This window comes from Paraburkholderia sp. SUR17 (assembly GCF_029536165.1).
GTDB lineage: Bacteria > Pseudomonadota > Gammaproteobacteria > Burkholderiales > Burkholderiaceae > Paraburkholderia > Paraburkholderia kururiensis.
Genome location: NZ_CP120509.1, coordinates 2,570,217 through 2,593,519 on the forward strand (window position 1 = coordinate 2,570,217; position 23,303 = coordinate 2,593,519).

A 23,303-nucleotide genomic window follows, 5' to 3' on the forward strand; every position below is an offset into this window, starting at 1 on the left:
GGTCCAGATCCTTGAGACTGGTGCTTGAGACTGGTGCTTGAGACTGGCCCTTGGCCCTGGTCTGCTCGGCGCGGCCAGCGCTGGCGATACCACCCGCGCCGGCCACCCGTATCGATGTCGCGACAATAGCGCCACGCTGGACGCCTTGCCGGTCTATTTGGTCTTCTGTGCGCCGATCTCGCGGTCCCACTTCTGGAACGCCGCCACCATGGCCTGCGCGGAAAGCGGCAGCGCCTGCGGATGGTCGGCGATCAGTTTGGGATACTCAGGCCGGCCGTACTTCTTGAGCACGTCCTGGCTGTGCGCCGGCGCCTGTTCGAGCGTCACGCCCTTCACCGCGGGACCGGGATAGAAGTAGCCGTCGTCCCAGGTCAGTGCCTGCTGCGCCGGCTCCAGCATGAAGTTCATCAGCTTGAAGAGCACGTCCAGCTTTTCCTTCGGCACGCCCTTCGGGATCACCATGTAGTGGGCGTCGTTCACCCAGGTCATGTTGTCGAAGGCCTGCACGCGATAGTCGGCCGGCACGATGCCGAGCGCACGCGGATTGATGTCCCAGCCCGTCACCGTCACGGTCATGTCGCGCGTGCCTTCGCCCAGTTCCTTCATCACTGCCGATGTACCGCCCGGGTAGTACGGAATGCAGTCATTCAGCTGCTTGAGGAAGGCCCACGTCTTGTCCCAGCCGTGGATCGGGTCCATGGGGTCCTTGTCGCCCAGCACGTAGGGCAGGCCCATCAGGAAGGTGCGGCCCGGACCCGAATTGGCCGGACGCGCGTAGATCAGGCGGTCGGGGTGCGCCTTGCACCATTGCAGCAGTTGATCGGGCGTCTTCGGCGGATTGCTCACCTTGGCCGGGTTGTACTCGATGAGCGGCCCCGCCGGCATGTACGCGACTTCGAGCCCGAAGCCCTGCGCCAGGTCCTGCATCTTGCGGGGGCCAGGCGCATAGCGGTCCAGCACGCCAGGAAACACCGAGGCCTGGTCGGGCAGGAGCTTGAGCCAGAGGTTCTGTTCGATGCCGGCCGCGAGTGCGTCGGTGCCGGTCAGCACGAGGTCGATGTCGGAGCGGCCCGCCGCCTGCATCGCCTTGATCTTGCCCGGCAGTTGCGGCGCGGGCGCGTTGGTATACGTGATGTTCGAGACCAGGTTCGGATACTTCGCCTTGAACGCCTCGAAGCCCTTTTGCGTGAGCTGGAGGTCGCCCGCCACGTCCACGATGTTCAGCGTCACAGCGTCCGCCGCCTGCGCGGCAGGAACCTGCGCGGCCACTGCGGCCACCGCGACGGCACATGCTGCCAGCAGCCTGACTGACAATCTGCCAGAAAAGGTCATCGCATCTCCTCGGTTGTTCTCTTGATATGGACGCCGCGGACGGTGCGGATGAGGCGCGGCAGGTTCGCACGGCGCCCTGCCACCGGTCCCCGGTTACCGCAAAATAACGAACGCGGCGCGTCGATGTCAAGCAAATTATCCGAACCGGATGGGGCTGCACGAGACCGCTGGAGTGCGCACAAAACCTTTACCAGCAAGGGTTTCCGTTTAATCCCCGCGAGCGGATCGCACTGCGGCGTGGTAGTGGAAACCTTTACTTGTTTGGCAACTTGACGGCAGCGAAACCCCTTGGCTCAACCGCCCTTCACGCCCTGCGTATTCACGTAAAGCGCGTAAAGGCCGTGGCTCGCCGCCATGAAGAGTCGATTGCGGTGGCGCCCGCCAAAGCAGACGTTCGCACAGCGCTCGGGCAGCGCGATATGGCCGATGGCCTCGCCCTGCGGGGTGAAGACGCGCACGCCGTCGAGTTCGTCGGTACCCATGCCCCAACCGCACCAGAGGTTGCCGTGGATGTCCACGCGAAAGCCATCGGGCGTGCCGGGGCCGGCATCGATCACAACGCGATTGTTCGACAGCGTGCGGCCGTCGCCGCTCACGTCGAACGCGCGAATCTTGCGCGGCTCGGAACGCGACTCGACCACATAGAGAAGCGACTCGTCGGGCGAAAAGGCGAGACCGTTCGGGCCCGCCACATCGTCGATCACGACCGTTACCTCCGCCGAGTGCGGATCGACGCGATAGACGCAGGCCGGCAGTTCGGACGGCTGCTTCTCGCCCTCGTAATAGCTGTCGATGCCGAAGGTGGGGTCCGTGAACCAGATCGATCCATCGGACTTCACGACGATGTCGTTCGGTGAATTGAAGCGCTTGCCGCGATAGCGGTCGGCGATCACGGTGACGGTGCCGTCGTACTCCGTGCGTGTGACGCGGCGCGTGAGGTGCTCGCACGTGACGAGCCGGCCTTCGCGGTCGCGCGTATTGCCGTTCGCGTTGTTCGACGGCTGGCGAAAGGCGCTCACGGCGCCCGTTTCCTCGTCCCAACGCAGGATGCGGTTGTTGGGAATGTCGCTCCACAGCAGGTAGCGGCCATCGCCGAACCAGACCGGCCCTTCGGACCAGCGCGCGCCCTGATAGAGACACTCCACCGACGCCGACGCGAGCCGCAGCGCCGTGAAGCGCGGATCGAGCACGCGGATGGCGGGGTCGGGGTAGCGGCGGCTGGGGTGGTCGGTCATGGTGAGAGGCAAGCTTGGGCGCGATGCAACGCCCGTGGCGGGGAGCGTTGCGATACGGCCGCGAACGAGGCCGGAGAAGCGGGTCTGCAAAGCGGGCTGGAGAAGCGGGTCGGCAAAGCGGCGCGAGGAACGCGAACCGAGGAATCGCGGCGGCAACTCCGATGTCACCGCCGCAACGCGCTACACGGCGCTCTCCCGGTTCTCCCCGTCCGCTCAGTCGCGTCCGAGCTGACCGTCGCGCAGACGCCAGAGCTTCAGCGGATTGCCGTCCTGCACGGCTTCAGGCAGCAGCTCGGCCGGCAGGTCCTGATAGCAGACCGGACGCAGGAAGCGATCGATCGCGGTCGCACCCACCGAGGTCGCACGCGGGTCGCTCGTGGCCGGGAACGGTCCGCCGTGAACCATCGCGTAACAGACCTCGACACCCGTCGGATAGCCGTTCGCCAGAATGCGGCCCACCTTGCGCTCCAGCGTGGGCAGCAGACCGCGCACGAGTTCGTAGTCGTCCGGTTCGATCATCAGCGTGGCCGTGAGCTGGCCTTCGATCTGCTCGGCCACCTTCGTCATTTCGCTCACGTCGGCGCACGTCACGATCAGCGACGTCGGCCCGAAGATCTCGTCCTCCAGCGCCCGCGTGGCGAGGAACTGGGCCGCCGTGGTCGTGAACAGCGCGGGCAGCGCGGAGCACGACGCGTCGCTCGTCGTGCCTTGCGCCACGCTCTTCACGCCGCTCGTTTCGGCACGCTGCGCCACGCCTTCGCGATACGCGGCGGCGATGCCCGCGGTCAGCATGGTCTGCGCGCCCTTCTTCGCGAGCGCCTGAGCGGCGGCGTCGATGAAGCCCTGGGTATGCGGTCCGTTGAGCACGATGACGAGACCCGGATTCGTGCAGAACTGGCCCACGCCCAGCGTGACCGATTCCACGAAGCCGGTTGCAATCGAGTCTGCGCGTGCGGCCAGCGCGCCGGGCATGACGAACACCGGGTTGATGCTGCTCATTTCCGCGAAGACGGGAATCGGCTCGCGGCGCTTCGACGCGATATCGGCCAGCGCCAGACCGCCGCGGCGCGAGCCCGTGAAGCCGACCGACTTGATCGCGGGATGCGCGACCAGGGCTTCGCCAATTTCATTGCCGGCACCGATCACGAGCGAGAACGTGCCTTCGTGCAGACCGCAGTCCGCTACGGCCTTTTGGATTGCGCGGCCCACGAGTTCGGACGTGCCGAGGTGCGCCGGGTGTGCCTTCACGACCACCGGGCAGCCGGCCGCGAACGCGGAAGCCGTGTCGCCGCCCGCCACCGAAAACGCGAGCGGGAAGTTGCTGGCGCCGAACACCGCCACCGGGCCCACCGGAATCTTCTGCATGCGCAGGTCGGAGCGCGGCAGCGGCTTGCGATCGGGCATCGCCGAATCCAGCGTGGCCGTCAGCCAGCGCCCTTCGCGCACGAGAGAGGCGAACAGCTTCAATTGACCGACGGTGCGTCCGCGCTCGCCTTCAAGACGGGCGCGCGGCAAGGCGGACTCGGCCTGAGCGCGCTCGATCAGCGTATCGCCGAGCGCGAGGATGTTCTCGGCGATGGCTTCCAGGAAGCGCGCCCGCGTTTCGAGCGGCGCGCTGCGATAGGAGTCGAAGGCCTGTGCGGCCAGATCGCACGCGCGGTCCACATCCGTGACGCTGCCCGCGCCGAACGTGGGCTCGATTTCGGCATTGCGCGCGGGGTCGAAGGCACGCAACGTGCCCTTCGTTCCTCGTACGGCGCTCGCGCCGATCAGCATCTCTCCGGTAATCTGCATCGTCAAACTCCTGTGAAGCGCCGGTGGCCGCGGTACCTGTCACGGCACCGCCATGCCCGCCTGGCGCGTAGTGTGTGGAAGAGGGTTGTGCCGGTTGGCCATGCGTGGTGACCACCCGGGCAGGACCGGTAGCGCCGCGGGTGCCGTGCGTCTGCGTTGCAGGCGCTTGCTTACCAGCGCACCCGGCGTGCCGAATCGGTCCATCGGCTCGTACTATGCCGGCCTCGTGTCCATGCGGACACAGCCGGCAGCCGAGCCGTTGTCAGTGAACCCGGGACTGGCCCGGGTGAATCCAGCCCTGCTCCTGCTCGAACGCAAGCAACGCCTGCGCCGCCGCCTGGATATTCGCATGATCCGAGGCCGGCGTCGAACTGAGCAAGGGCAACATGGCGCCCATGTCGGCAATGCCCGAGAACGTGACAGCATCGTGAAGCACGCGGATCAGCGAAATCTCGTCGCGCAGCGTCTCCAGCGGCATGAAGGCATCGTAGATTCCCGCAGCCTCGCCGAGCCCGTTTTGCTGCGCGGCACGCAGCAGCGCCATCACGGCGCGCGGCGCGATGCAGCCCGAACCGGTGGTCCACGAAGCAAGCCCGAAGTCGCGAACATGTACGAGCGCGGGCCGCTCACCCATGCCCGAAATCACCTTGGCCCGGCTCACGCTCTGCAATAAGCGCCTCAGCCAGGCGTCATCACCTGGATCGTCGCGCACGACCGCGTACTTGACCGCAATCAGTGTGCCCCTGTCGACGAGCCGCGCGAGCGTATCGACGTCCACGTAGTCTTCGCTCTTCACATATAGCGTGAGCGGAATGCCGGCAATGTCCGCAATGCGCGTAAGTCCGATCTCGACGCCCTCCGGCGTGGTGAACCCGCCAAGCGGCAGCACCATCGCGGTGCGGTACGGCGTCTGCGAGAGGATGCGGGCCTGGTCGAGCATCTTGCCGTAGTCGGGCCCGATGGCCGGAATCACGCGGGTGGTTTCGGCGGTACTGTCTGCGAGCATGTCTAGCAACTCGCGATACTCGCTCACCGGCACGTGGTACAGGTTAGCGTTGCCGCCGTACAGCAGCGTGCGCACGCCGCCCGCCTCGATGTGCCGGATCAGCTTGAGGTTCTGCGCCGCGTCCAGCGTGTAGTCGACGCGACGGGCCAGCGGCGGCACGGCCATCACCGTGGCGGCGAATTCGCTTTCGACGATCGGAGAGACGTTCATGACACCTCGGCCAGCGTGTTCGGGATGCCGCAGTGTGGCACCTCCGCTCGTCAGTTGTCAAACAAGTTTATCCTCGACCAGCGACGCGCGCGGGCCGCTTCGGAATATGGGCGAAACACCGAAGAATATATAAACCCCGCAGGTGATTAACTCCGTGAACGGAATATTGAGCCGCGATCAAAGCAAAATATTCTTTTTAAGGATCTAATCCGCAGGTCGCGTTTTTAAACAGACGTCTCCCGTGCGCAACATTCCGGGATTTCCCGCGAGGGATTTGCGCGTTCGGTGTGGCGGCCCTGTAATAATCACGGGCAAAAATATCTGCAACGCCCATACCAGTTGCGCCGCGGTCCCGCGTGGCGGCGCTGTGCCGCGCCATGACCGCTCCGGCACGACCTGTCACGCAAGCGGAGGCAGGTCGGTTACGTCAATACGAGGAACAAAAACGACCCCGCTGAAATTTAGTGATAAATTGTTACAACCGAAGAGGGGGGCGCAACCCTCCCCGCGCCGCCTGCGGCATTGGCCAGCCGCGAATCGAGAGTAATACCGTGCCGCTACATTTCATTGAGCAGATGTCGCCGATACTGGCCGCATCCGACGAGACGCAATGGTTCGACGCCGTTGCCGGTCTCGCCGGCTCGTGGGGCTTCAGTCAGGTTCTGCTCGCCATCCTGCCGCGCCCGGGCATGCGCCTCGAGGATGCCTACGTGCGCAGCAACTACGCGTCGTCGTGGCGACAAGCCTATACAGACCAAGGTTTTGCCTATATCGATCCAACCGTCTCGCACTGCACGACGCATTCGTCGCCGCTCGTATGGTCGCCTGATCTGTTCGCCACGACGCCGCAGAAGTCCATGTACGAAGAAGCGAGCGCGCATGGGCTGCGCGCCGGCGTGACGCTACCCATTCACGGGCCGCGTCAGGAAGCCGGCATGCTGTGCTTCGTGAACGATTCGAATCCGAATGACAAGTTCTGGCAGCACATCGACACTGCACTGCCGAACCTCGTATTGATGCGCGACCTCGTGATCGACACGAGTCAACGCCATTTGAGTGCGCATGCGCAAACGCTCATTCCCAAGCTCACGCCGCGCGAGCGCGAATGCCTGAAGTGGACTGCGCTCGGCAAATCCACGTGGGAAATCTCGCACATCCTCAATTGCTCCGAGGCCGTGGTGAATTTCCACATGAAAAACATTCGCGCGAAATTCGGTGTCAATTCACGGCGGGCGGCCGCCGTGATCGCCACCCAGCTGGGCCTTATAGATCCGGGCTGATCGAGCCGTCCGAATCACGACGGAACAGCATGCGCTCCGCCCTGCCCAGATCGCCGTCCGAGATCGTCTTGTTGAAATAAAGTCCCAGCAGAATCGATACCGGCGCGGGAATTTCCGCACCCGATTCAAAGCGGCTTCCACGCGATTGCGTCACGCCAAAGCGCGCCCAGAAACGCCGCTGGCTTTCCTTCTTTCTTTTGCGGTACGCAATGATTTGAACGCGGTCGATCGCCGAGGCGAGCTCGGCCGTCGTCCGTACCTGTCCCGTCGCGGGTTGCCAGTGATTTTCCAGAAGTTCCATGGTGGTCCCTGCCCGTTATGCCTGTTGATTAATTGCTGCCGGACCGATTCTCCGCACTTGCGCGCACGCGCGCACCTATCCAGGTAGGTAGGTAGTTTTTCTACCCAAAATGCATAACTTTCGACACGTATTTAGGCCATCAACACGTGTCGGGAGAACATCATGCAAGCAACAATCCGGATTGGTTTGCGGCAGGAATTCGATAACGAACATATCAACGAGATGTACCGGCTCAGGGCTCGTGTCTTCCGCGACCGCATGGGCTGGGATATCCCCACCATTGCGGGCATGGAGATCGACGGCTACGACGCGCTCGGGCCGCATTACATGCTGATTCAGGAGCCGGCGGGCGAGGTACGCGGATGTTGGCGTCTGATGCCCACCGAAGGGCCGAACATGCTGCGCGACACCTTCCCGCAACTGCTGGCCGGCAAGGCCGCGCCGACGGGGCGGACCATCTGGGAGCTGAGCCGCTTTGCCATCGAGGCGGGCGGCGACCAGTCTTTCGGTTTCGCCGACGTGACCATGCACGCCATCCACGCCCTTGTGACCTTCGCGGACCGCATGGGCATTACGCGTTACGTCACGGTGACGACGACGCCTATCGAGCGTCTGCTGCGCCGCACCGGCATCGAGCTGGCGCGGCTTGGGCCGCCCATGCGCATCGGCACGGAAAACGCCATCGCACTCGACATCGCGGTGAGTCCGCAAACCCGCGTGGCACTGTTCGGACCGATGGCGGCGGCAGCATGACGGTGGTCTGACAATCGAGACGGGCGGCTGCCGCTGCAAGCAGCCGCCCGTCGTGAAAACCGCTCAGCTGGCTCGCGGAGCGCGCCGAAAGGTGATGTGCGAAATGCGGCGCACGATCAACACGGCCGCAAGCGCCGCGCAGCCGGTCAACACCACGCCGATGTGAATGGACTGCACGAGGATGTGCCTCACGGCCTCCATGAGCGCGGGCCCGTCCAGCCCGGCCGCACGCAGCTGGTTCAGCAGACTGTCGCGCAACCCTTCGTCGATGAGAATGCGCGGATCGGCCAACTCCGGCTGCCAGCGCGCCGCCACCGGCTTGTCGAGCACCTGAAGCGCGTCCTCCACGCCCGAGGCGTAATGCCGGTTCACGATGGTCGCCACGATGCTCGTGCCCAGCATGCCGCCCACCATGCGGGTGGATTGCAGCAGCGCCGTGGTGATGCCGAAACGCTCCTGCCCGGCAATCTCCTGGCCGAAGACGTTGAGGTTATTGAGAATGAAGCCGAGGCCGATGCCCACGGCCGACATCGCCACTTCGAGCCACAGGTGCGGCGTGGACCGCGTCGCGAGCGCGAGACCCGCGGAGGCCGCAACAAGCAAGGCAAAGCCGATCGAGAGGATCAGCGTCGGCTTCGGCAGATGAATCACGACGCGCGTGTTGATGAGGCTGCCAATGGCGATACACGCGGCAATCGGCGTAGCGAGCAGACCGGCCTGCTGCGGCGAAAGCCCGAAGCCGCCCTGCAACAGGAGCGGCGCGAAGAAGATCAGCGAGAACATCACGAAGCCCGAGAGCGTGGAGAGCATGAAGAGCGTCACGATCTGCGCGTCGCGAAAGAGGTCGAGCGGGATGATGGGATGCGTCGCGCGCCGCTCGCAGGCGAGCAGTGCCGCCGCGCCGCCCGCCACCACGGCCGCGAGAATCAGGTTGCCCGTGGTGAAACCGTCCTTCGGCACCGCCTCGATGAACACCTGAAAGCAGCCCAGCACCAGCGCCACCAACACTGCGCCGCCCCAGTCGATGCGCACCTCGCCCGTGCGTTCGCGGCGGCAATACGGCAGATGCGCCCAGATGAAGTAGAACGCGAGCGCGCCCACCGGCAGGTTGACGAAGAACGTGGACCGCCAGCCGAAATGCTCGCTCAGCCATCCGCCGAGCGACGGCCCCGCCGCCGTGCCGATGCCGTACGCCGCCGCCATCACGACCTGCCAGCGCACGCGGGCGCGCGCATCCGGAAACAGGTCGGGAATGGACGCGAAAGCGGTGCCCACCATCATGCCGCCGCCCACGCCTTGCAGCCCGCGGGCGATGGCGAGGAACGGCATGCTCGTGGCAAGGCCGCACAACACCGAGGCCGCCGTGAACACGATCACCGCGGCAAGCACGAAGCGCTTGCGGCCGAAGTAGTCGCCCAGCCGCCCGAACACCGGCACCGTGACGACGGAGGCGAGCAGATAGGCGCTTGCGATCCACGCGTAGTACTCGAAGCCGTGCAGTTCGGCGACGATGGACGGCAGCGCGGTACTCACCACGGTCTGGTCGAGCGCGACCAGCATGTTGACGAGACCGATGCCCAGCATGGCGAGCAGCGCGTGGCGAAAAGGCAGGGAGGCGGGAGTGGAGGCAGACGAAGTCACTTCAGGGCGGCGCAAATAGAGCGCGGAAAAGACGCAAAAAAAGACGCAAGGGAAAGAACAGGCCGGGGGCGTGAACCGGGAAACCGACCCAATGGACCGGTCCCCGGGCAAGCCCGCGGACCGAACCCTGCGGACAGGCTGGCGCACCGGAAAACCGGCCGCGCCATGCGATCACGAACCGAACATCCGGTCTCGTGCGTTCTCCAGATGGCGACGCATAGCATCGGCCGCGCCCGCCGCGTCGTGACGGCGAATGGCTTCGAGCACCGCGAGATGCTCGGCCTGAACCATGCGCTGACGCTCGATCGTCTTCACCAGCGAAAGGTTGCGCGACAGATTCATGCTGAACACGATCTGTTCTTCGATGAAGGACATTACCGTAATAAAAAACTGGTTTCGAGAAGCGCGGGCCACCGCCAGATGGAACGTGAAGTCGTCTTTCGCGCCGATGCCCTGCGTTTCCACCACGCGCTCGAGGTCGTCCCATGCCTGCTGGATGGCCTCGATGTCTTCGGGCTCCGCCTGCTGGGCCGCAAGCGCTGCGGCGCCAGCCTCGGTGACGACACGGAATTCGTAGCAGCGGCGAATGTCCGAGAGCGTTTCGAGCGGCGCGAAGCGACGCACATCGGGATCGGGCCGGCGCGCGACGGTGGTTCCCGAACCATGCCGCGTGACCACGATGCCGTCCGCGCGCAGCCGCGCCAGCGCCTCGCGCACGGTGGGCCGCGACGTCTCGAAACGCTCGGCGAGGGCGTGCTCGGTGGGCAACCGGTCGCCCTCCTTGTACTCGCCTTCGAGAATGCGGTTGAGAATGTCCGTGTAGATCTGTTCCGGCAGACCGGTCGCCTTACGTTCGCTCGCCATGGTCGCTTGTGGGGGTCGCCTGTCGTGGTCGGGGGGGCGGGTCGAAGCAACAGCGGCGTACAGCCGCCAGCTTGTCAAAAATTGGTGTCGATTGTAAGGCAAACCCGGGCGCGCTCATGCGCAAAGATGCGCTCATGTCGATCGATTTGCTGCCCGAAGCCCGAACGCACGCACCCGAGAGCGACGCCGGCCGCGCGGTTCAACTTGGCAAGCGGCGAATTGACATCCTGCTTTCAGGCGTCTTTCGATGCGGCGCGCCGCGCGATCGTTTAAGCTGCCCGGCGTCCTTTCCTGTCAACGTGGAGGTTCCTCATGTACAAACGCATTCTCGTCGCGGTCGATGGCAGCGAAACATCCCGCCGTGCCTTCGACGCCGCACTCGAACTGGCCCGCTCGACGGGCGCCGAATTGCAGCCGTTCTATGTGATCGAGAACACGCCGCTCTACTTCGAGGCCCCCGGCTACGACCCGTCGATCCTGCGCACGCAGATGATCGAGCAAGGCAAGACGCTCACCGCGGAGCTTGGCGCAGCCATGCGCGCGAAGGGCGTGGCGGGCGAACTGGCGACGGGCGAAGCGTCGTCGCTGGACGACGTGCCCACGCTGATCCTCGCGCGCGCGAAGGCGTTCAATGCCGACCTCGTGGTAATGGGCACGCACGGCCGCCGCGGATTCCGCCGTCTGATTCTCGGCAGCATCGCGGAACACTGCGTGCGCCAGGCAAACCTGCCCGTGCTCCTGATTCCATCCGCCGCGAGCGGCGTGCAGGAGGTGTGACCTCGCGCAAAGGGCCGCGCGGCGGGTGCGCGTCGATTTGTCGCTGATCAACATCGGCGTGCGATGGGAAAATTCTTCAAACGTTCCCAGGAGCAGGCCATGCTGACCCCGACCGCTATTCCGCAAACCACCGTGCGCCGTACCACGCACGTGGCGGCATCCACGCCGTCCCGCACAGCCGCCCGTTGCTCCACCTGCGCGATGCGTCAGCTCTGCATGCCGCAGGGCCTCGCCGCCGACGAAATGCCGAAGCTCGAATCGCTGATCTGCACGGCGCGCGCCGTGCGGCGCGGCGAAGCGGTTTATCGCATCGGCGACCCGTTCGAAAGTCTCTATGCTGTGCGGTCCGGTTCGCTGAAGACCGTCATGGCGCACCGCGGCGGCCGCGAGCAGGTCACCGGCCTGCGCCTCGCAGGCGAGGCGCTCGGCCTCGACGGCATCAGCGAAGACCGTCACGCGTGCAGCGCCATCGCGCTCGAAGACAGCTCCGTTTGCATCATTCCCTACGGCGCGCTCAAGACGATGTGCCGCGAAGTCAGCGCCATGCAGGAACGTCTGCACCGGCTCATGAGCGAGCAGCTGATTCGCGAATCCGCGCAAATGATGGTGCTCGGCTCGCTTTCCGCAGACGAACGCGTGGCCGCGTTCCTGCTCGACATTTCGGAACGCAACGCGCAGCGCGGCTATTCGTCCGCGGAATTCAACCTGCGCATGACGCGCGAAGACATGGGCAGCTATCTCGGCATGACGCTCGAAACCGTGAGCCGCACCCTGTCGAGATTACAAAAGCGCGGCCTGATCGACACGCAAGGCAAGTTCATCCGCATCGTCGACATTGAAGGGCTGCGGCAAATCTAAGCCGCTCCGCACAGGCCGCTCACGTCTCGACGCGGCCGTCCGCCCTGCTTCCGGGGCCTTTCCGTTCCACACCATCCAGTGCGCCGCGCACCTCGTCACGAGGCCGCGGCGCTGTCGCGTGACGTGGCACGTGTTCTGCGAAGACGGTACAGTTTCACGACCTTCCCTTCAGGAGAGCCGGCGCAATGAACCGCGACGCAGTTGAAATTCACCCGCTCGTCCAACGTCTTCTCGAAGCGCGCCGCGTGAGCGATGCGTTGTTCGCCGCCGTGAAGTGCGACTTTCTCTACGAACGGCCCATCGGCGAACGGCACCGCATCGTGTTCTACATCGGGCACCTGGAAGCGTTCGATCGCAATCTGTTCAGCGAACGCCTGTTCGATCTGCCTTCCTTCGATCCGAAGCTCGATGCGCTGTTCGCGTTCGGCATCGACCCGGTAGATGGCGGCTTGCCCACCGACGTGCCCAGTGACTGGCCCGCGCTCGATGTCGTACTCGATTACGCGCAGCGCGCCCGCGAACAGATCGACGCCCGCCTGCACGCCTTCGATCTGGGCAGCGGCGCCATCCACACCAGTTCGCCCGCGCAACTGCTGAACGTGGCGATCGAGCACCGGCTGATGCACGTCGAAACGCTCGCGTACATGCTGCATCAGTTGCCGCTCGACCAGAAGCATGCGCCGTCGGATGCCGCGCACGCAGGCAATCGCGACGGCTCTCACACCCTGTCGCCCTCAATGGTCCATGTGCCTGCGGGCACGGCAATTCTCGGCATGCCGCGCGAAGGCGGCCGGTTCGGCTGGGACAACGAATTCGGCGAAGCGCGTATCGATGTGCCCGCGTTCGAGATCGACCGCTACATGGTTACGAACGGCGAATATCGCGCGTTCGTGGAGGCCGGCGGCTACCGCGAGCGCGCCCTGTGGAACGACAAGGACTGGGCCTGGAAAGAAGCGCAGCAGATCGAACATCCCGTCTTCTGGTCGCAAGCCGGCGACGGTTGGACCCTACGCACCATGTTCGACGAAATCGACCTGCCGCCCGCATGGCCCGCGTATGTGAGTCACGCCGAAGCAAGTGCCTATGCACGATGGCGCGGCAAATCGCTGCCGACGGAAGCGCAATGGCAGCGCGCCGCGCACGGCATCGATCAGCCCACCAGCGGCAACTTCGATTTCCGCAGCTGGGACCCGCAACCGGTGGATGCCTTCCCCGAAAGTCGCAGCGCGTTCGGCGCGGAAGGGTTGCACGGCAACGGCTGGGAATGGACCTCGACGCTGTTCGAACCGCTGCCCGGCTTCGAGCCGTTCCCGTTCTACCTGGGCTATTCGGCAAACTTCTTCGATGGCCAGCACTACGTGCTCAAGGGCGGCTCCGCGCGAACCGCGCGCTGCATGCTGCGGCCCACGTTTCGCAACTGGTTTCAGCCGCGTTATCAGTACGTGTATGCGGGGTTCAGGTGCGTGAGCGCGTGTGACAAGTAAACCATAAGCTGATTCTTCGGTAGCGGACGAAATAATCCGTTCCTTGAGGGCACTCCGGCTAATGCTTCGTTGGCCTACGCGTCGACTTTCTCGTCGAACAAGCAGTGGCGATCCGTCGCTCGCACATCTCGCGGCGTCATACCGTAGGCTCGACGAAACGCCCGGCTGAAATCCTGAGCGCTTTTGAAACACATCGCGTAAGCAATGTCCTTCACTGGAAGATTGGGGTATTGAACCAATTCGTCCACCGCACGCCGAAGACGCAGATGGCGAATGTAAGTTCCGACTCCGCCTTCGTGCTCGAATAGCCTGTACAGCGTCGAGTGCGCCAGTCCGAGTGCATTCTGTAAATGTTCAGGCGAAAGTTCCGGGTTTTCAAGGTTGGCACGCACGTAGCGGCGCGTCTGATCGAACATCGCACCCCGCGCCGCCGCGTGCCGATCGCCAGCAAGACCCGCGTCCTGCACGAACGCAGCGCCCAACAATCGCACTGCATCGACAAGGCGGTGGCGGGCCTCGATCGCAGGCATGAAAGGAAGCTCTTCAGCGAGAGCCGCGACATGCTCGACGACGAACCCAGCGTGGGGCTTGTGCCACTCGAGCACGCGGCCGTGAAGCGCCGCCGGATCGGCCACGGTCTGCTGCAACAGCGCGCCCGGCACAAATAGCGTTACGACCCTGACGGCGCCTCGCAGCATTCGGATCGGCTGGTCCATGTCCAGCGCGAGAATGCCGCCCTGCCTGACTGTGCTACGCCGTGCACCCGAATGCACCCCGAGCGACTCGACACCGCCGGCGAGGAACACATGAAAAACGAAACTCCGAACGTTGTCACGTGAAATACGGGCGATCGCGCGTTCAAGCAGCAGTTCGTCTGAACGGCAATCCGTGAGGACGATGTCGCCTACATCGTAGCGTTCAATCGACCCACGAAACGGCCGCTCGATCCGCTCGCGCGACGGCACGGCATCGATGACATGGCCGACTCGCTCGCGCCAAGCCAGCAGTTGCCGCGAAATCGGCTCGTTTTCGACATCGAAATGACTATGGGCGATCCCGTTAGCGAGCGTCGGGGCGCTGCCGCGCCATAGCGGGTGATGAGACATGAAGTCGGAGCGGCGGCCCGGCGGTTCCTGAAGGCGACGCGCGATGCTAAACAGTTCAAATCCGATGCGCAAGGCTATTTCGCAGGTTTCACCCAAACGCGACGATTAAAACGTTTGCGTCCGGAAACCCTGCACGCCTGGGACAGGCGGTTAATTGCGCTCGGAAAGTTCCGCTACCCTGCGCCGACTCTTACAACTAGTTACAACTCGGACCGTCAGCGAAGGAACAAGCGTGCCTCCAATCTCCAGTACACATTTCCGCAGGACTCGTTTGCGAACTGCCTTGTCGTGGCCAGCATTCGCTCTGGCAGCCAGCGCGACTTATGCCGCCCCTTTACCTAACGCCGGCACCTTGCTCAACAACACGGCGCCAGTACCCGAAGCGGCACCCCGGTCGAGCGAGGCACTGCCCGAAGCCCCGGCGAGACCAGCTCTTACGCTTGATACGACCACCCAGATCGCCGTCACGCGCGTGCGCATCACCGGCATCACGGCGTACTCCGAGGACAAGCTCCTGGCACTCGTCAGCGACTCGATCGGCAAGCAACTGACGCTCGCGCAACTCGACGAGTTGGCCCAGCGCATTACGCGCTACTACCACGATCGCGGCCATCTGCTCGCGCGCGCCTACCTTCCGGCCCAGGACATCAAGGACGGTTCCGTGGAAATCGCCGTGCTCGAGGGCCGTGTCGGCAAAGTTACGATCGAGGACACGTCGCGGCTCTCCGAAGCGAGGGTCGCCAAACACCTGTCGGCAATCAAGCAAGGCGAAGCCCTGAACGGCCCCGATCTCGAACGAAGCCTGCTGCTGCTCAGCGATGTACCGGGCGTGCGGGTAAGCTCGACCCTCAGCCCCGGCGCCTCGGTCGGCATGACCGATCTCGACGTGCGCGTCGCTGGCGCGCCGCCTGTCAGCGGCAGCCTCGGCATCGACAACTACGGCGATCGCTATACCGGCCACCCGCGCCTGGACGGCAGTGTCGTGCTCGCCGACCCGTTGCATATGGGCGATTTCCTCGCCCTCGATACTGTCGTATCAACCGGCCTGCAGTACGGCCGCGCCGCCTATCAGTTGCCGGTCAACTCGGCCGGCACCCAGTTGGGGGCGGCCTTCTCCGCGATGCACTACCGGCTAGGGAGCGACTTCGACTCGCTGCACGCGCACGGCACTGCCTATATCAGCAGCTTTTATGTGCTTCATCCCGTCGTACGGAGCCGCCTCACCAACCTCAACGTCCAGCTCGACTTCGACCACAAGGCGTTGACCGACGACATCGATGCGACCGTCACCTCGTCGCATAAGATCGTCAACGTCGTGAACCTGGGCGTCTCGGGCGATCGCCTCGATCAACTTGCGGGCGGCGGCTTCACCGCATGGAGCGCGACGTTTTCGGTCGGCAATCTGACGCCCGACGCGCAAACGCGCGCGCTCGACCTTGCCGGCCACGACACCGAAGGCAGCTACCACAAGCTCAACTTCGCGCTTTCCCGGCTGCAAAGCTTGCCCGGTCGTTTCTCGCTCTACGCCTCACTGCGCGCCCAGCACGCGATGGGCAATCTCGACAGTTCGGAAAAGATGGTGCTCGGCGGCGAAGGCGCCGTGCGCGCCTATTCGGGCGACGAGTCGCCGAGCGACGACGCCTGGCTCGGCACGCTCGAGTTGCGCTATGCGATCGGCTCGAGGTGGCTGGCCAGCGCCTTCTTCGACGCGGCCCAGGGGTACCTGAACCATCAGCCGATAACCGCGGACGGCGCGAACAAGCGCCGCCTCTCCGGCGCCGGCATCGGACTTTCGTACACCTTGCCGCGCAATCTGCTGATCCGGGCCGATGTCGCCTGGCGCACCGGCTCACGCCCGACCTCGGACGGAGACCGCAGCCCGCGCGCTTGGCTGCAAGCGATCAAATACTTCTAAGGAGAATTCCATGAACCATGCCTACCGTCTGGTCTGGAATCAGACCGTCAATGCCTGGGTCGCCGTACCCGAAACCGCCAAGACCCATGGCAAGGGCAGCAAGCTCAAGGCTGCCGCCCTCGCCATCGTGTCGCTCGTGGCCCTCAACGCCTATGGACTGCCCGTCGGCGGGCAGGTCAGCGCGGGCTCCGGCACGATCAGTCAAGCCGGCAGCGCGATGACGGTGAGCCAGGGTAGTCAGAGCCTGGCTATCAACTGGAATTCGTTCAATGTCGCGGCGCCCGAGACGGTCAACTTCGTTCAACCGAACAAGTCGTCCATCGCGCTCAACCGGGTACTCGGCTCGGACCCCTCCGCCATCTACGGCAAGCTCAACGCAAACGGCCAGGTCTTTCTCGTCAACCCGAACGGGATCTTGTTCGGCAAGGGTGCGCAGGTGAACGTCGGGGGGCTCGTCGCCTCGACGCAGAACATCACCGACGCGGACTTCATGAACCGCAACTTCCGCTTCACGGGCACGGCCGGCAGCGTCGTCAACCAGGGGGCGATCAACGGCGATTACGTCGCGCTGCTCGGGGGACAAGTCAGCAACCAAGGCACAATCGCCGCCAGGCTGGGCACGGTGGCGCTCGCCGCCGGCAGCGACATCACGCTCGACTTCGCGGGCGATGGCCTGATCGGCATCAAGGTGAACCAGGGTACGCTCGACGCGCTCGCCGAGAATCGGCAATTGATCAAAGCCGACGGCGGCACGGTCGTCCTCACGGCCAAGGCCGCGAACAGCCTGATTTCAGCCGTCGTGAACAATAGCGGCGTGATCGAGGCCGCCCACGTCGATAACGAGGGCGGCACGATCAGGCTGCTTGGCGATTCGACCACCGGCGTCGCGCAGAACAGCGGCACGCTGACCGGCGGGCAGGTCGACGTGAGCGCGCGCAGCGTGCTGCAGTCGGGCACGATCAGCGCCGACGCGGCGAACCTTGCCGCGACGTACGCGCTGGTCCAGACAGCCGGTGGCCGTGTCAGCGGCAAGAGCGTGCGGGTTGACGGCGGCGAGCATACGTTCATCTCGGGCGCACTCACGGGCACGACCGATCTGACCGTGGCCGGCCAGACGGTCACGCTAGCCGGGGCGCAGCTCGCCACGGGTAACAACGGCAGCCTGCGCGTGGGCGGCGGTGCGCACGGGCAGGATGCGGACATCGCGAACGCACAGAGCGTCGCGGTGAATGGCACGACAACGCTGACGGGCGGCGACGGTGCGCACGTCACGGTCTGGTCGGATGGCACCACGAACTACTTCGGGCAGACGCGCGCGGGCAACGACAGCTTCGTCGAAGTATCGTCCAAACGCACGCTCAATCTGGCCGGTACCGTCAGCGTGGGCGCCGGCGGCCAGATCCTGTACGACCCGGCCAACATCGTGATCGACGCGAGTCCCACCTCGTCGATGTTCTATCTGGATCTTGCCGATCCGGCCGCGGCGGCGGGCAACCAACACGGCAGCGGCGGCGTGACCGAACTGTCGAACGGGAACATCGTCGTCAGTTCGCCGCAAGACAACTTCGGGGCTTCTACTGCGGGCGCCGTCTATCTCTACGACGGCCGCACCGGCGCGCTGATTTCGACGCTCGCCGGCAGTCATGCCGGTGACCAGGTGGGCAACAACGGCGTGAAAGCGCTGACCGGCGGCAACTACGTGGTCGACAGCTCCTCATGGAACGGCAGGATGGGCGCCGTGACCTGGGGCAGCGGCACGAGCGGCGTCACCGGCACCGTCTCCAGCGCCAATTCGCTCGTCGGCAGCGTCGCTAACGATTCTGTCGGCGCCTACGGCATCACGGCGCTCGCCAACGGCAACTATGTAGTGGACAGCGGCGGATGGAGCGCCGGCACGGGCGCCGTAACCTGGGGCAGCGGCACGAGCGGCGTCGTGGGTGTCGTCTCCAGCACGAACTCGCTCGTCGGCAGTTCCGCCGGTGATTACGTCGGCCGTCCCACCGGGGATGGGTCCTACGGCGTGAACCCGCTCGCCAATGGCAACTACGTCGTTCTTTCGCAAGGCCAGAACGGTATGGTCTGGCTGGTGGCCGATCCGTCCAATCTCGGCAACCTGGCAAGCGGCAGCATGGCCGATGTAACCGTCAGCCCTGCTCAACTGGCCGTGGCCGCCGGTGCGGGCTCCAGCATCACGTTGCAGGCGACGAACGACATCACCGTGAATAGCGCCGTTTCGGTGGCCGGCCGACTGAGCCTGGTGGCGGGCAATGTGCTGACGCTCAACGCGGGACTCACCTCGAGCTCAAGCGGCGACGCCCTCTCGCTCGCCGGCACGAGCTTCGTCAACAATGCGGGCACCAACGCGCTATCCACGCCGAACGGCCGTTGGCTGGTTTATTCGGCCAGCCCCTCGAGCAACGCCGTTGGCGGGTTGATCTCCGGCGGCGCCGACGTGTACGGGGCGACCATGGCCAGCAACGCGCCATCGACGATCGCGGCCGGCAACCACTTCGTCTACGCGAGCGCTGCACCGGTCACGATCCCGCCGACAGTCATACCGACGAGCCCGTCCCGTCCTTCGGGTACATCAGGTGCCACAGATACGCCCGGCACGCCCGCTTCGTCAAATGCCCCGGCCGGCGAAGGCGCCGCCGGGTATAGGGGCGTGCTTGCCTGGGCACAGGCAATCGTGTCGAGCACGTCACCGATGTATGGAGCAACGTCGGACATGCAGTCATCCGCTGCGGCGAACGGCGCCCGAGGCGATCAGTTTGCAGGCACGGATGGCCCATTCAATACGGCCAGCAATCTCGTGCCCGCCACTGTGCCGGGTCTCGAGGTGATCGACACCGGCATTCGTTTGCCAGATGGGTTGCGTAACGGCAATTGAGTGAGGTTGGGTAGCGCTGCGCTACCCAACTTCACCACGCTCTACCCGGACGAAACCGGCAGACCCAGCGTCATGGAATACCGTGGTCTTTACGGCGCGAGAGCCGTGGCTCGCGATTCTGCAACTGCGGCACACGGACACGGAATACGCCAGTCCCGTTGCCTCGGCCGCAGTTCGTGACGTCGTCCTCAACCGGGTGCTCGACAACGATCTCCGTTCGTTGCCGCTCAGCGCGTTGGGCCTCGTCGCCAGCGACGCAACGGGCGATTTCGGGTACCGCCTGTCGCCGAACATCCACGACCATATCGCGCGGGGCAACCGTTACACGACTTCGCCTGAACCGGCGCGCGGAGGCAAAACAGTCGATCTCATCAGGATCGATCCCCGCCGACTGGTGGCCGGCAGTGCACGTGTCGACACGCTGCACGCCACTGCCGACCCGTTGTCGCAGGAGGTTCTAGCCGCTCTCGCATGACGGTCGGGCCGCCGGTCGCAATTCCTCGCCGGCGGCCCGAAAGCAGTGCGTTTTGTGCAGGATTTGTTCATTCCAGCGCGGGCATTGGGGGCAAGAATGTCCGGGTCATCCCAGTCTCACCAGTCCCATGACTACCTTCTCGCCAACCAACGAACAGCAGATAGCGCTCGCCGCAGCGGAAGCCGGCGAGATGCTCAAGATCAAGGCCTACGCAGGCGCAGGCAAGACGTCCACACTGGAGCTGATCGCGGGTCGGTTTGCGCACCAAAGGGGCAGCTATCGAGCAGGTGAATTCGGCAGTGGAGCAGCTCGACGAGGTCACACAGCAGAACGCTGCGCTGGTTGAGCAGGCATCAGCCGCTGCCCACTCGATGAACGAACAGGCAAGCCTTCTCAGGCACGCGGTTGATGTGTTCAAGGTTTCGGATGAATGTCCCGTCGCACCGTAGATGTTCCCGGAGCTGTCCGGGACTTCGTACATGAACCACGCTATATGATTCACACATCGCCCGGCGGGGACAGCGACGCGCCGAAGCGGGTGTTGGCTTTGTCAGTGCCGGCGACCGGCTGTCTGCACGCAACCAGGGCCCGGCTCGCGCGCCTGCCTCGGCAGGCGGCCGCAGTCAGGCGCGCGATGCTGGCGTTTTCGTGCGAGAACCCGTCAGGCGCCATTGCCTCCCACGGTCCGCAGGCTCTTCCACTGCCCCTGTTGCACCTGGAACAGCGTGTAAGGCGGTTTGATCAGGTCGCCATACGGATCGAATTCGATCTTGCCCGTCACGCCCGTCACCGTCACCTTCGGCAGCGCGGCGACGATCTTCGCGCGATCAATCGAGTTGGCCTGCTGGATCGCCTTGATCATCGCCAGCGCGGCGTCGTAGGCGAACGGCGCATACAGCTCGACATCCTGATTGAAACGTACCTTGTAGCGCTTCGCAAAATCCTGCGCGGACGGCAGCTTGTCGAGTGCCGGGCCCGGCTCCAGGTCCTGGGTGCCCTCGCCCGAGCTGCCCGCGATCTGCAGGAAAGCGTTGCTCTTCAACGCGCCCGCGCCGAACAGTTGCGTCGGCATGCCGAGCGAGCGCATCTGCTTGACCAGCATTGCGCCCTGCTCGTCCAGACCGCCGAAGAAAATCATATCGATGTTCTTCTGCTTCAGCGTCGTCAGGATCGCGCGGAAATCCACGGCCTTGTCGTTGGTGAACTCGCGGTCCACAACGTTGCCGTTCGCCTCCTTCACGCCTTTCGCGAAGGCGTCGGCAAGCCCCTGACCGAACGCGGTACGGTCGTCGATGATGCCGATGCGCTTCGCCTTCAACTGCTCCACTGCGAACCGTCCGGCGATTACGCCGCCCACGCCGTCGTTGCCCATCGTGCGGAACACATTCGCGAAACCCTGTTGCGTGAGCGCAGGATTGGTGGAGCCCGGCGTGATCATCGCAACGTTGGCGGTGTGATAGATCGCAGAGGCCGGAATGCTGCACCCGGAGTTGTAGTGGCCGATCACGCCCACCACGCCGTCGTCCACGAGCTTCTGCCCGGCCTGGATCGCCATACGCGGGTCGCCCTGATCGTCCTGCACGTCGAGCACGAACTTGACGGGCTTGCCGGCCACCGTTGGGTGCTTCGCGTTTTCCTCGTCCAGCGCGAGCTGCGCTCCGTACTGCAGGTCCTTGCCGACCCGCGCCACCGGTCCGGTAAGCGGTCCTGCGAAACCGATCTTGACGATCTCGGGATCCGCGCCGTACGACGGCGCGTTGACGCACAGCGCGGCAAGCGCGAGTGCTGATACCAGGTTGCGGCGGTTCATGGTGTTTCCTCTTTGTGATGGCTGTTGCGGTGGTTGAAAGCGAGGCCCGCGAAAGCTGCCTGGTTCAAAAACGGCGTGGGCTGTAGGGCTGCAGATCGATCGGGCTCGCGCGACCGGCCACCAGATCGGCCACCACGCTGCCAGTCACTCCGCCCAGCGTAACGCCGACGTGCTGATGCCCGAACGCGTACACGACATGCCTCGACGCGCTCGACGGTCCGATCACCGGCAGACCGTCCGGCAAAGTGGGCCGGAAGCCCAGCCAATCCGCGTCCGGTCGTGTGAGGCTGGGCAGCGCCTCGCGCGCCGACGTTCTGAGCAGATTCAGCAGCGCCGCGTTGCGTTCCGGCCCGTAGCCGCCCAGTTCAACGGTGCCCGCGGCGCGGATGCCACCCGTCATCGGCGTCATGTAAAAGCCTCGTTCGGCCCAGCCACACGGGCGGGAAATCAGGTTCGACGTGCCGGGAAAGCGCACGTGGTAACCGCGTTCGGTATCGAGCGGCACCGTGTCGCCGCATTGCCGCGCGAATCGCTTCGACAAGGCGCCGGCGCAGATAACAGTGCGGGCCGCATCGAACACGCGGCCCGTGGTGTCAACAAGCCGCACGCCATGCGGCCGCGGTTCCACCCGTTCGATCGCAACGCGCTCGTGTACGAGGCCCTGGCGCGTCATCGCCGCGTGCAATGCCTGCAGGAATGCACGCGGATCGCTCAGATACCAGCTTCCGGAGAAGAGCGTGCCGTGCAGGAAGATCGGTGCGAGATTCGGCTCAAGCTGCTGGATACGCTCGCGGCCGAGCGTCTGGAACTGCACACCAAGCGAGCGGCGTAGCGCGAGCGATCGCTGCGCCGCCTGGAACGACGCTTCGTTCGAGTACAGGTACAGGCATTCGCCTTCGCGCACGAAGCTCGCGAGCGCATCGGTCGCGAGCATCTCGCGATAGCCTTCGAAAGCGCGCGACAGCAGGCTGGCGAGCGCCGTCGCACTCCGTTCATAGCGACGCGGTGTCGAGCTCAGCAGAAAACGCGCAAGCCACGGGGTAAGCCTCGGCAGATACCCCCAACGAATCCGCAGCGGACTCTGCGGCGAAAACAGGAAACGTGGCAGATTGCGGAAGACATCCGGATTGTTCACCGGGATGCACGCGTAGTTCGCGAACGTGCCGGCGTTACCGTACGATGCGCCCTCGCCCGGGCCTTGCGGATCGAACAGCGTGACGCGGTGCCCGTCCCGAAGCAGCCAGTGTGCGCAGGACAAGCCGACAAAGCCTGCACCGATCACAGCAACGTCGGCCATCATTTCACCCCGTACGTAGCGGATTCATGGAAGCGTCGGCAGCTGTTGCCGTCTGGCGCGCGCGACTGCGTGACGAAGGCCCGAACGCGGCGGGCGTCGACCTGCGCGCGAACGAGAGGGTGCTGATCCATCACGAGCGTCTTCTCCTGTACTACAGTGCGTGTTGCGTCGTTGACGTGGCCGGACAAAACCTTGAGTCCATACTCACACAACAAAATTTTGTGTGCAAATTTAATTCGTTTGTGTGAGAGCCAACGTTTCCAGGACAATCCGGA

Annotated in this window: 19 protein-coding genes and 1 pseudogene; 10 read left to right on the forward strand and 10 right to left on the reverse strand. The window is 64.6% G+C overall.

What is annotated here, in order from left to right; genetic code table 11:
• Positions 1-153: 153 nt before the first annotated feature.
• The 4 genes from P2869_RS28700 to P2869_RS28715 all read right to left on the reverse strand — a co-directional run bounded on the left by P2869_RS28700 (position 154) and on the right by P2869_RS28715 (position 5,577).
• On the reverse strand, positions 154-1,332 hold the full coding sequence (locus P2869_RS28700; protein WP_199540966.1) for an extracellular solute-binding protein: 1,179 nt from the start codon (positions 1,330-1,332) through the stop codon (positions 154-156).
• A 293-nt stretch (positions 1,333-1,625) separates the two neighbouring features.
• Entirely contained in the window at positions 1,626-2,567 is a 942-nt protein-coding gene (locus P2869_RS28705) for an SMP-30/gluconolactonase/LRE family protein (RefSeq protein WP_026121463.1), read from the reverse strand.
• A gap of 213 nt (positions 2,568-2,780) precedes the next feature.
• On the reverse strand, positions 2,781-4,361 hold the full coding sequence (locus P2869_RS28710; protein ID WP_277598724.1) for an aldehyde dehydrogenase (NADP(+)): 1,581 nt from the start codon (positions 4,359-4,361) through the stop codon (positions 2,781-2,783).
• A 262-nt stretch (positions 4,362-4,623) separates the two neighbouring features.
• On the reverse strand, positions 4,624-5,577 hold the full coding sequence (locus tag P2869_RS28715; protein WP_277598725.1) for a dihydrodipicolinate synthase family protein: 954 nt from the start codon (positions 5,575-5,577) through the stop codon (positions 4,624-4,626).
• Positions 5,578-6,152: 575 nt separating this feature from the next.
• Between P2869_RS28715 and P2869_RS28720 the strand changes: the two genes are divergently transcribed.
• Complete coding sequence (locus P2869_RS28720) at positions 6,153-6,857, forward strand: LuxR family transcriptional regulator (protein ID WP_017774919.1); 705 nt, start codon at positions 6,153-6,155, stop codon at positions 6,855-6,857.
• Here the strand turns inward: P2869_RS28720 and P2869_RS28725 are convergent.
• Positions 6,841-7,158, reverse strand: coding sequence for a hypothetical protein (locus P2869_RS28725; protein ID WP_017774918.1), 318 nt, complete (start codon positions 7,156-7,158; stop codon positions 6,841-6,843). The genes P2869_RS28720 and P2869_RS28725 overlap by 17 nt on opposite strands.
• A gap of 162 nt (positions 7,159-7,320) precedes the next feature.
• On the opposite strand from P2869_RS28725, the gene P2869_RS28730 reads away from it, so the two are divergent.
• Positions 7,321-7,911, forward strand: coding sequence for an acyl-homoserine-lactone synthase (locus tag P2869_RS28730; RefSeq protein ID WP_026121461.1), 591 nt, complete (start codon positions 7,321-7,323; stop codon positions 7,909-7,911).
• Positions 7,912-7,974: 63 nt separating this feature from the next.
• Here the strand turns inward: P2869_RS28730 and P2869_RS28735 are convergent, their stop codons facing one another.
• Together P2869_RS28735 and P2869_RS28740 are read right to left on the reverse strand one after the other, a co-directional pair.
• Entirely contained in the window at positions 7,975-9,495 is a 1,521-nt protein-coding gene (locus tag P2869_RS28735) for an MFS transporter (RefSeq protein WP_277599873.1), read from the reverse strand.
• A gap of 228 nt (positions 9,496-9,723) precedes the next feature.
• Positions 9,724-10,416 carry a FadR/GntR family transcriptional regulator gene (locus P2869_RS28740; RefSeq protein WP_033351039.1) on the reverse strand — a complete coding sequence of 231 codons (693 nt, stop codon included), beginning with the start codon at positions 10,414-10,416 and terminating at the stop codon, positions 9,724-9,726.
• Positions 10,417-10,728: 312 nt separating this feature from the next.
• Between P2869_RS28740 and P2869_RS28745 the strand changes: the two genes are divergently transcribed.
• The 3 genes from P2869_RS28745 to P2869_RS28755 all read left to right on the forward strand — a co-directional run bounded on the left by P2869_RS28745 (position 10,729) and on the right by P2869_RS28755 (position 13,535).
• Positions 10,729-11,193 carry a universal stress protein gene (locus P2869_RS28745; protein ID WP_017774914.1) on the forward strand — a complete coding sequence of 155 codons (465 nt, stop codon included), beginning with the start codon at positions 10,729-10,731 and terminating at the stop codon, positions 11,191-11,193.
• Between the two features lie 201 nt (positions 11,194-11,394).
• Positions 11,395-12,051: a helix-turn-helix domain-containing protein gene (locus tag P2869_RS28750; RefSeq protein WP_026121459.1), complete on the forward strand. Its 657-nt coding sequence runs from the start codon at positions 11,395-11,397 to the stop codon at positions 12,049-12,051.
• 185 nt (positions 12,052-12,236) lie between these two features.
• Positions 12,237-13,535 (forward strand): SUMF1/EgtB/PvdO family nonheme iron enzyme, encoded by a 1,299-nt coding sequence (locus P2869_RS28755; protein ID WP_277598726.1) that lies wholly within the window; start codon positions 12,237-12,239, stop codon positions 13,533-13,535.
• A gap of 74 nt (positions 13,536-13,609) precedes the next feature.
• Here the strand turns inward: P2869_RS28755 and P2869_RS28760 are convergent, their stop codons facing one another.
• A complete protein-coding gene (locus tag P2869_RS28760) occupies positions 13,610-14,713 on the reverse strand; it encodes a helix-turn-helix domain-containing protein (RefSeq protein WP_277598727.1) in 1,104 nt (367 codons plus the stop codon).
• A 280-nt stretch (positions 14,714-14,993) separates the two neighbouring features.
• Here P2869_RS28760 and P2869_RS28765 point away from each other — a divergent pair, with 280 nt between their 5' ends.
• The 4 genes and pseudogenes from P2869_RS28765 to P2869_RS28780 form a co-directional block, all read left to right on the forward strand.
• Positions 14,994-16,556, forward strand: coding sequence for a ShlB/FhaC/HecB family hemolysin secretion/activation protein (locus P2869_RS28765; RefSeq protein ID WP_277598728.1), 1,563 nt, complete (start codon positions 14,994-14,996; stop codon positions 16,554-16,556).
• Between the two features lie 10 nt (positions 16,557-16,566).
• On the forward strand, positions 16,567-19,446 hold the full coding sequence (locus tag P2869_RS28770) for a filamentous hemagglutinin N-terminal domain-containing protein (RefSeq protein WP_277598729.1): 2,880 nt from the start codon (positions 16,567-16,569) through the stop codon (positions 19,444-19,446).
• Positions 19,447-19,528: 82 nt separating this feature from the next.
• Positions 19,529-19,921, forward strand: coding sequence for a hypothetical protein (locus tag P2869_RS28775; protein ID WP_277598730.1), 393 nt, complete (start codon positions 19,529-19,531; stop codon positions 19,919-19,921).
• A gap of 268 nt (positions 19,922-20,189) precedes the next feature.
• Positions 20,190-20,370: pseudogene (locus P2869_RS28780) on the forward strand (hypothetical protein); the annotation flags it as partial.
• Between the two features lie 212 nt (positions 20,371-20,582).
• Here P2869_RS28780 and P2869_RS28785 read toward each other — a convergent pair.
• Together P2869_RS28785 and P2869_RS28790 are read right to left on the reverse strand one after the other, a co-directional pair.
• Positions 20,583-21,731 (reverse strand): branched-chain amino acid ABC transporter substrate-binding protein, encoded by a 1,149-nt coding sequence (locus P2869_RS28785; protein ID WP_199540972.1) that lies wholly within the window; start codon positions 21,729-21,731, stop codon positions 20,583-20,585.
• A gap of 64 nt (positions 21,732-21,795) precedes the next feature.
• The gene (locus tag P2869_RS28790; protein ID WP_126879091.1) at positions 21,796-23,028 is read right to left on the reverse strand and encodes an FAD-binding oxidoreductase; all 1,233 of its coding nucleotides are present in this window, start codon (positions 23,026-23,028) and stop codon (positions 21,796-21,798) included.
• 26 nt (positions 23,029-23,054) lie between these two features.
• Here P2869_RS28790 and P2869_RS28795 point away from each other — a divergent pair, with 26 nt between their 5' ends.
• Positions 23,055-23,276 (forward strand): hypothetical protein, encoded by a 222-nt coding sequence (locus tag P2869_RS28795; RefSeq protein ID WP_126879078.1) that lies wholly within the window; start codon positions 23,055-23,057, stop codon positions 23,274-23,276.
• Positions 23,277-23,303: the final 27 nt, after the last annotated feature.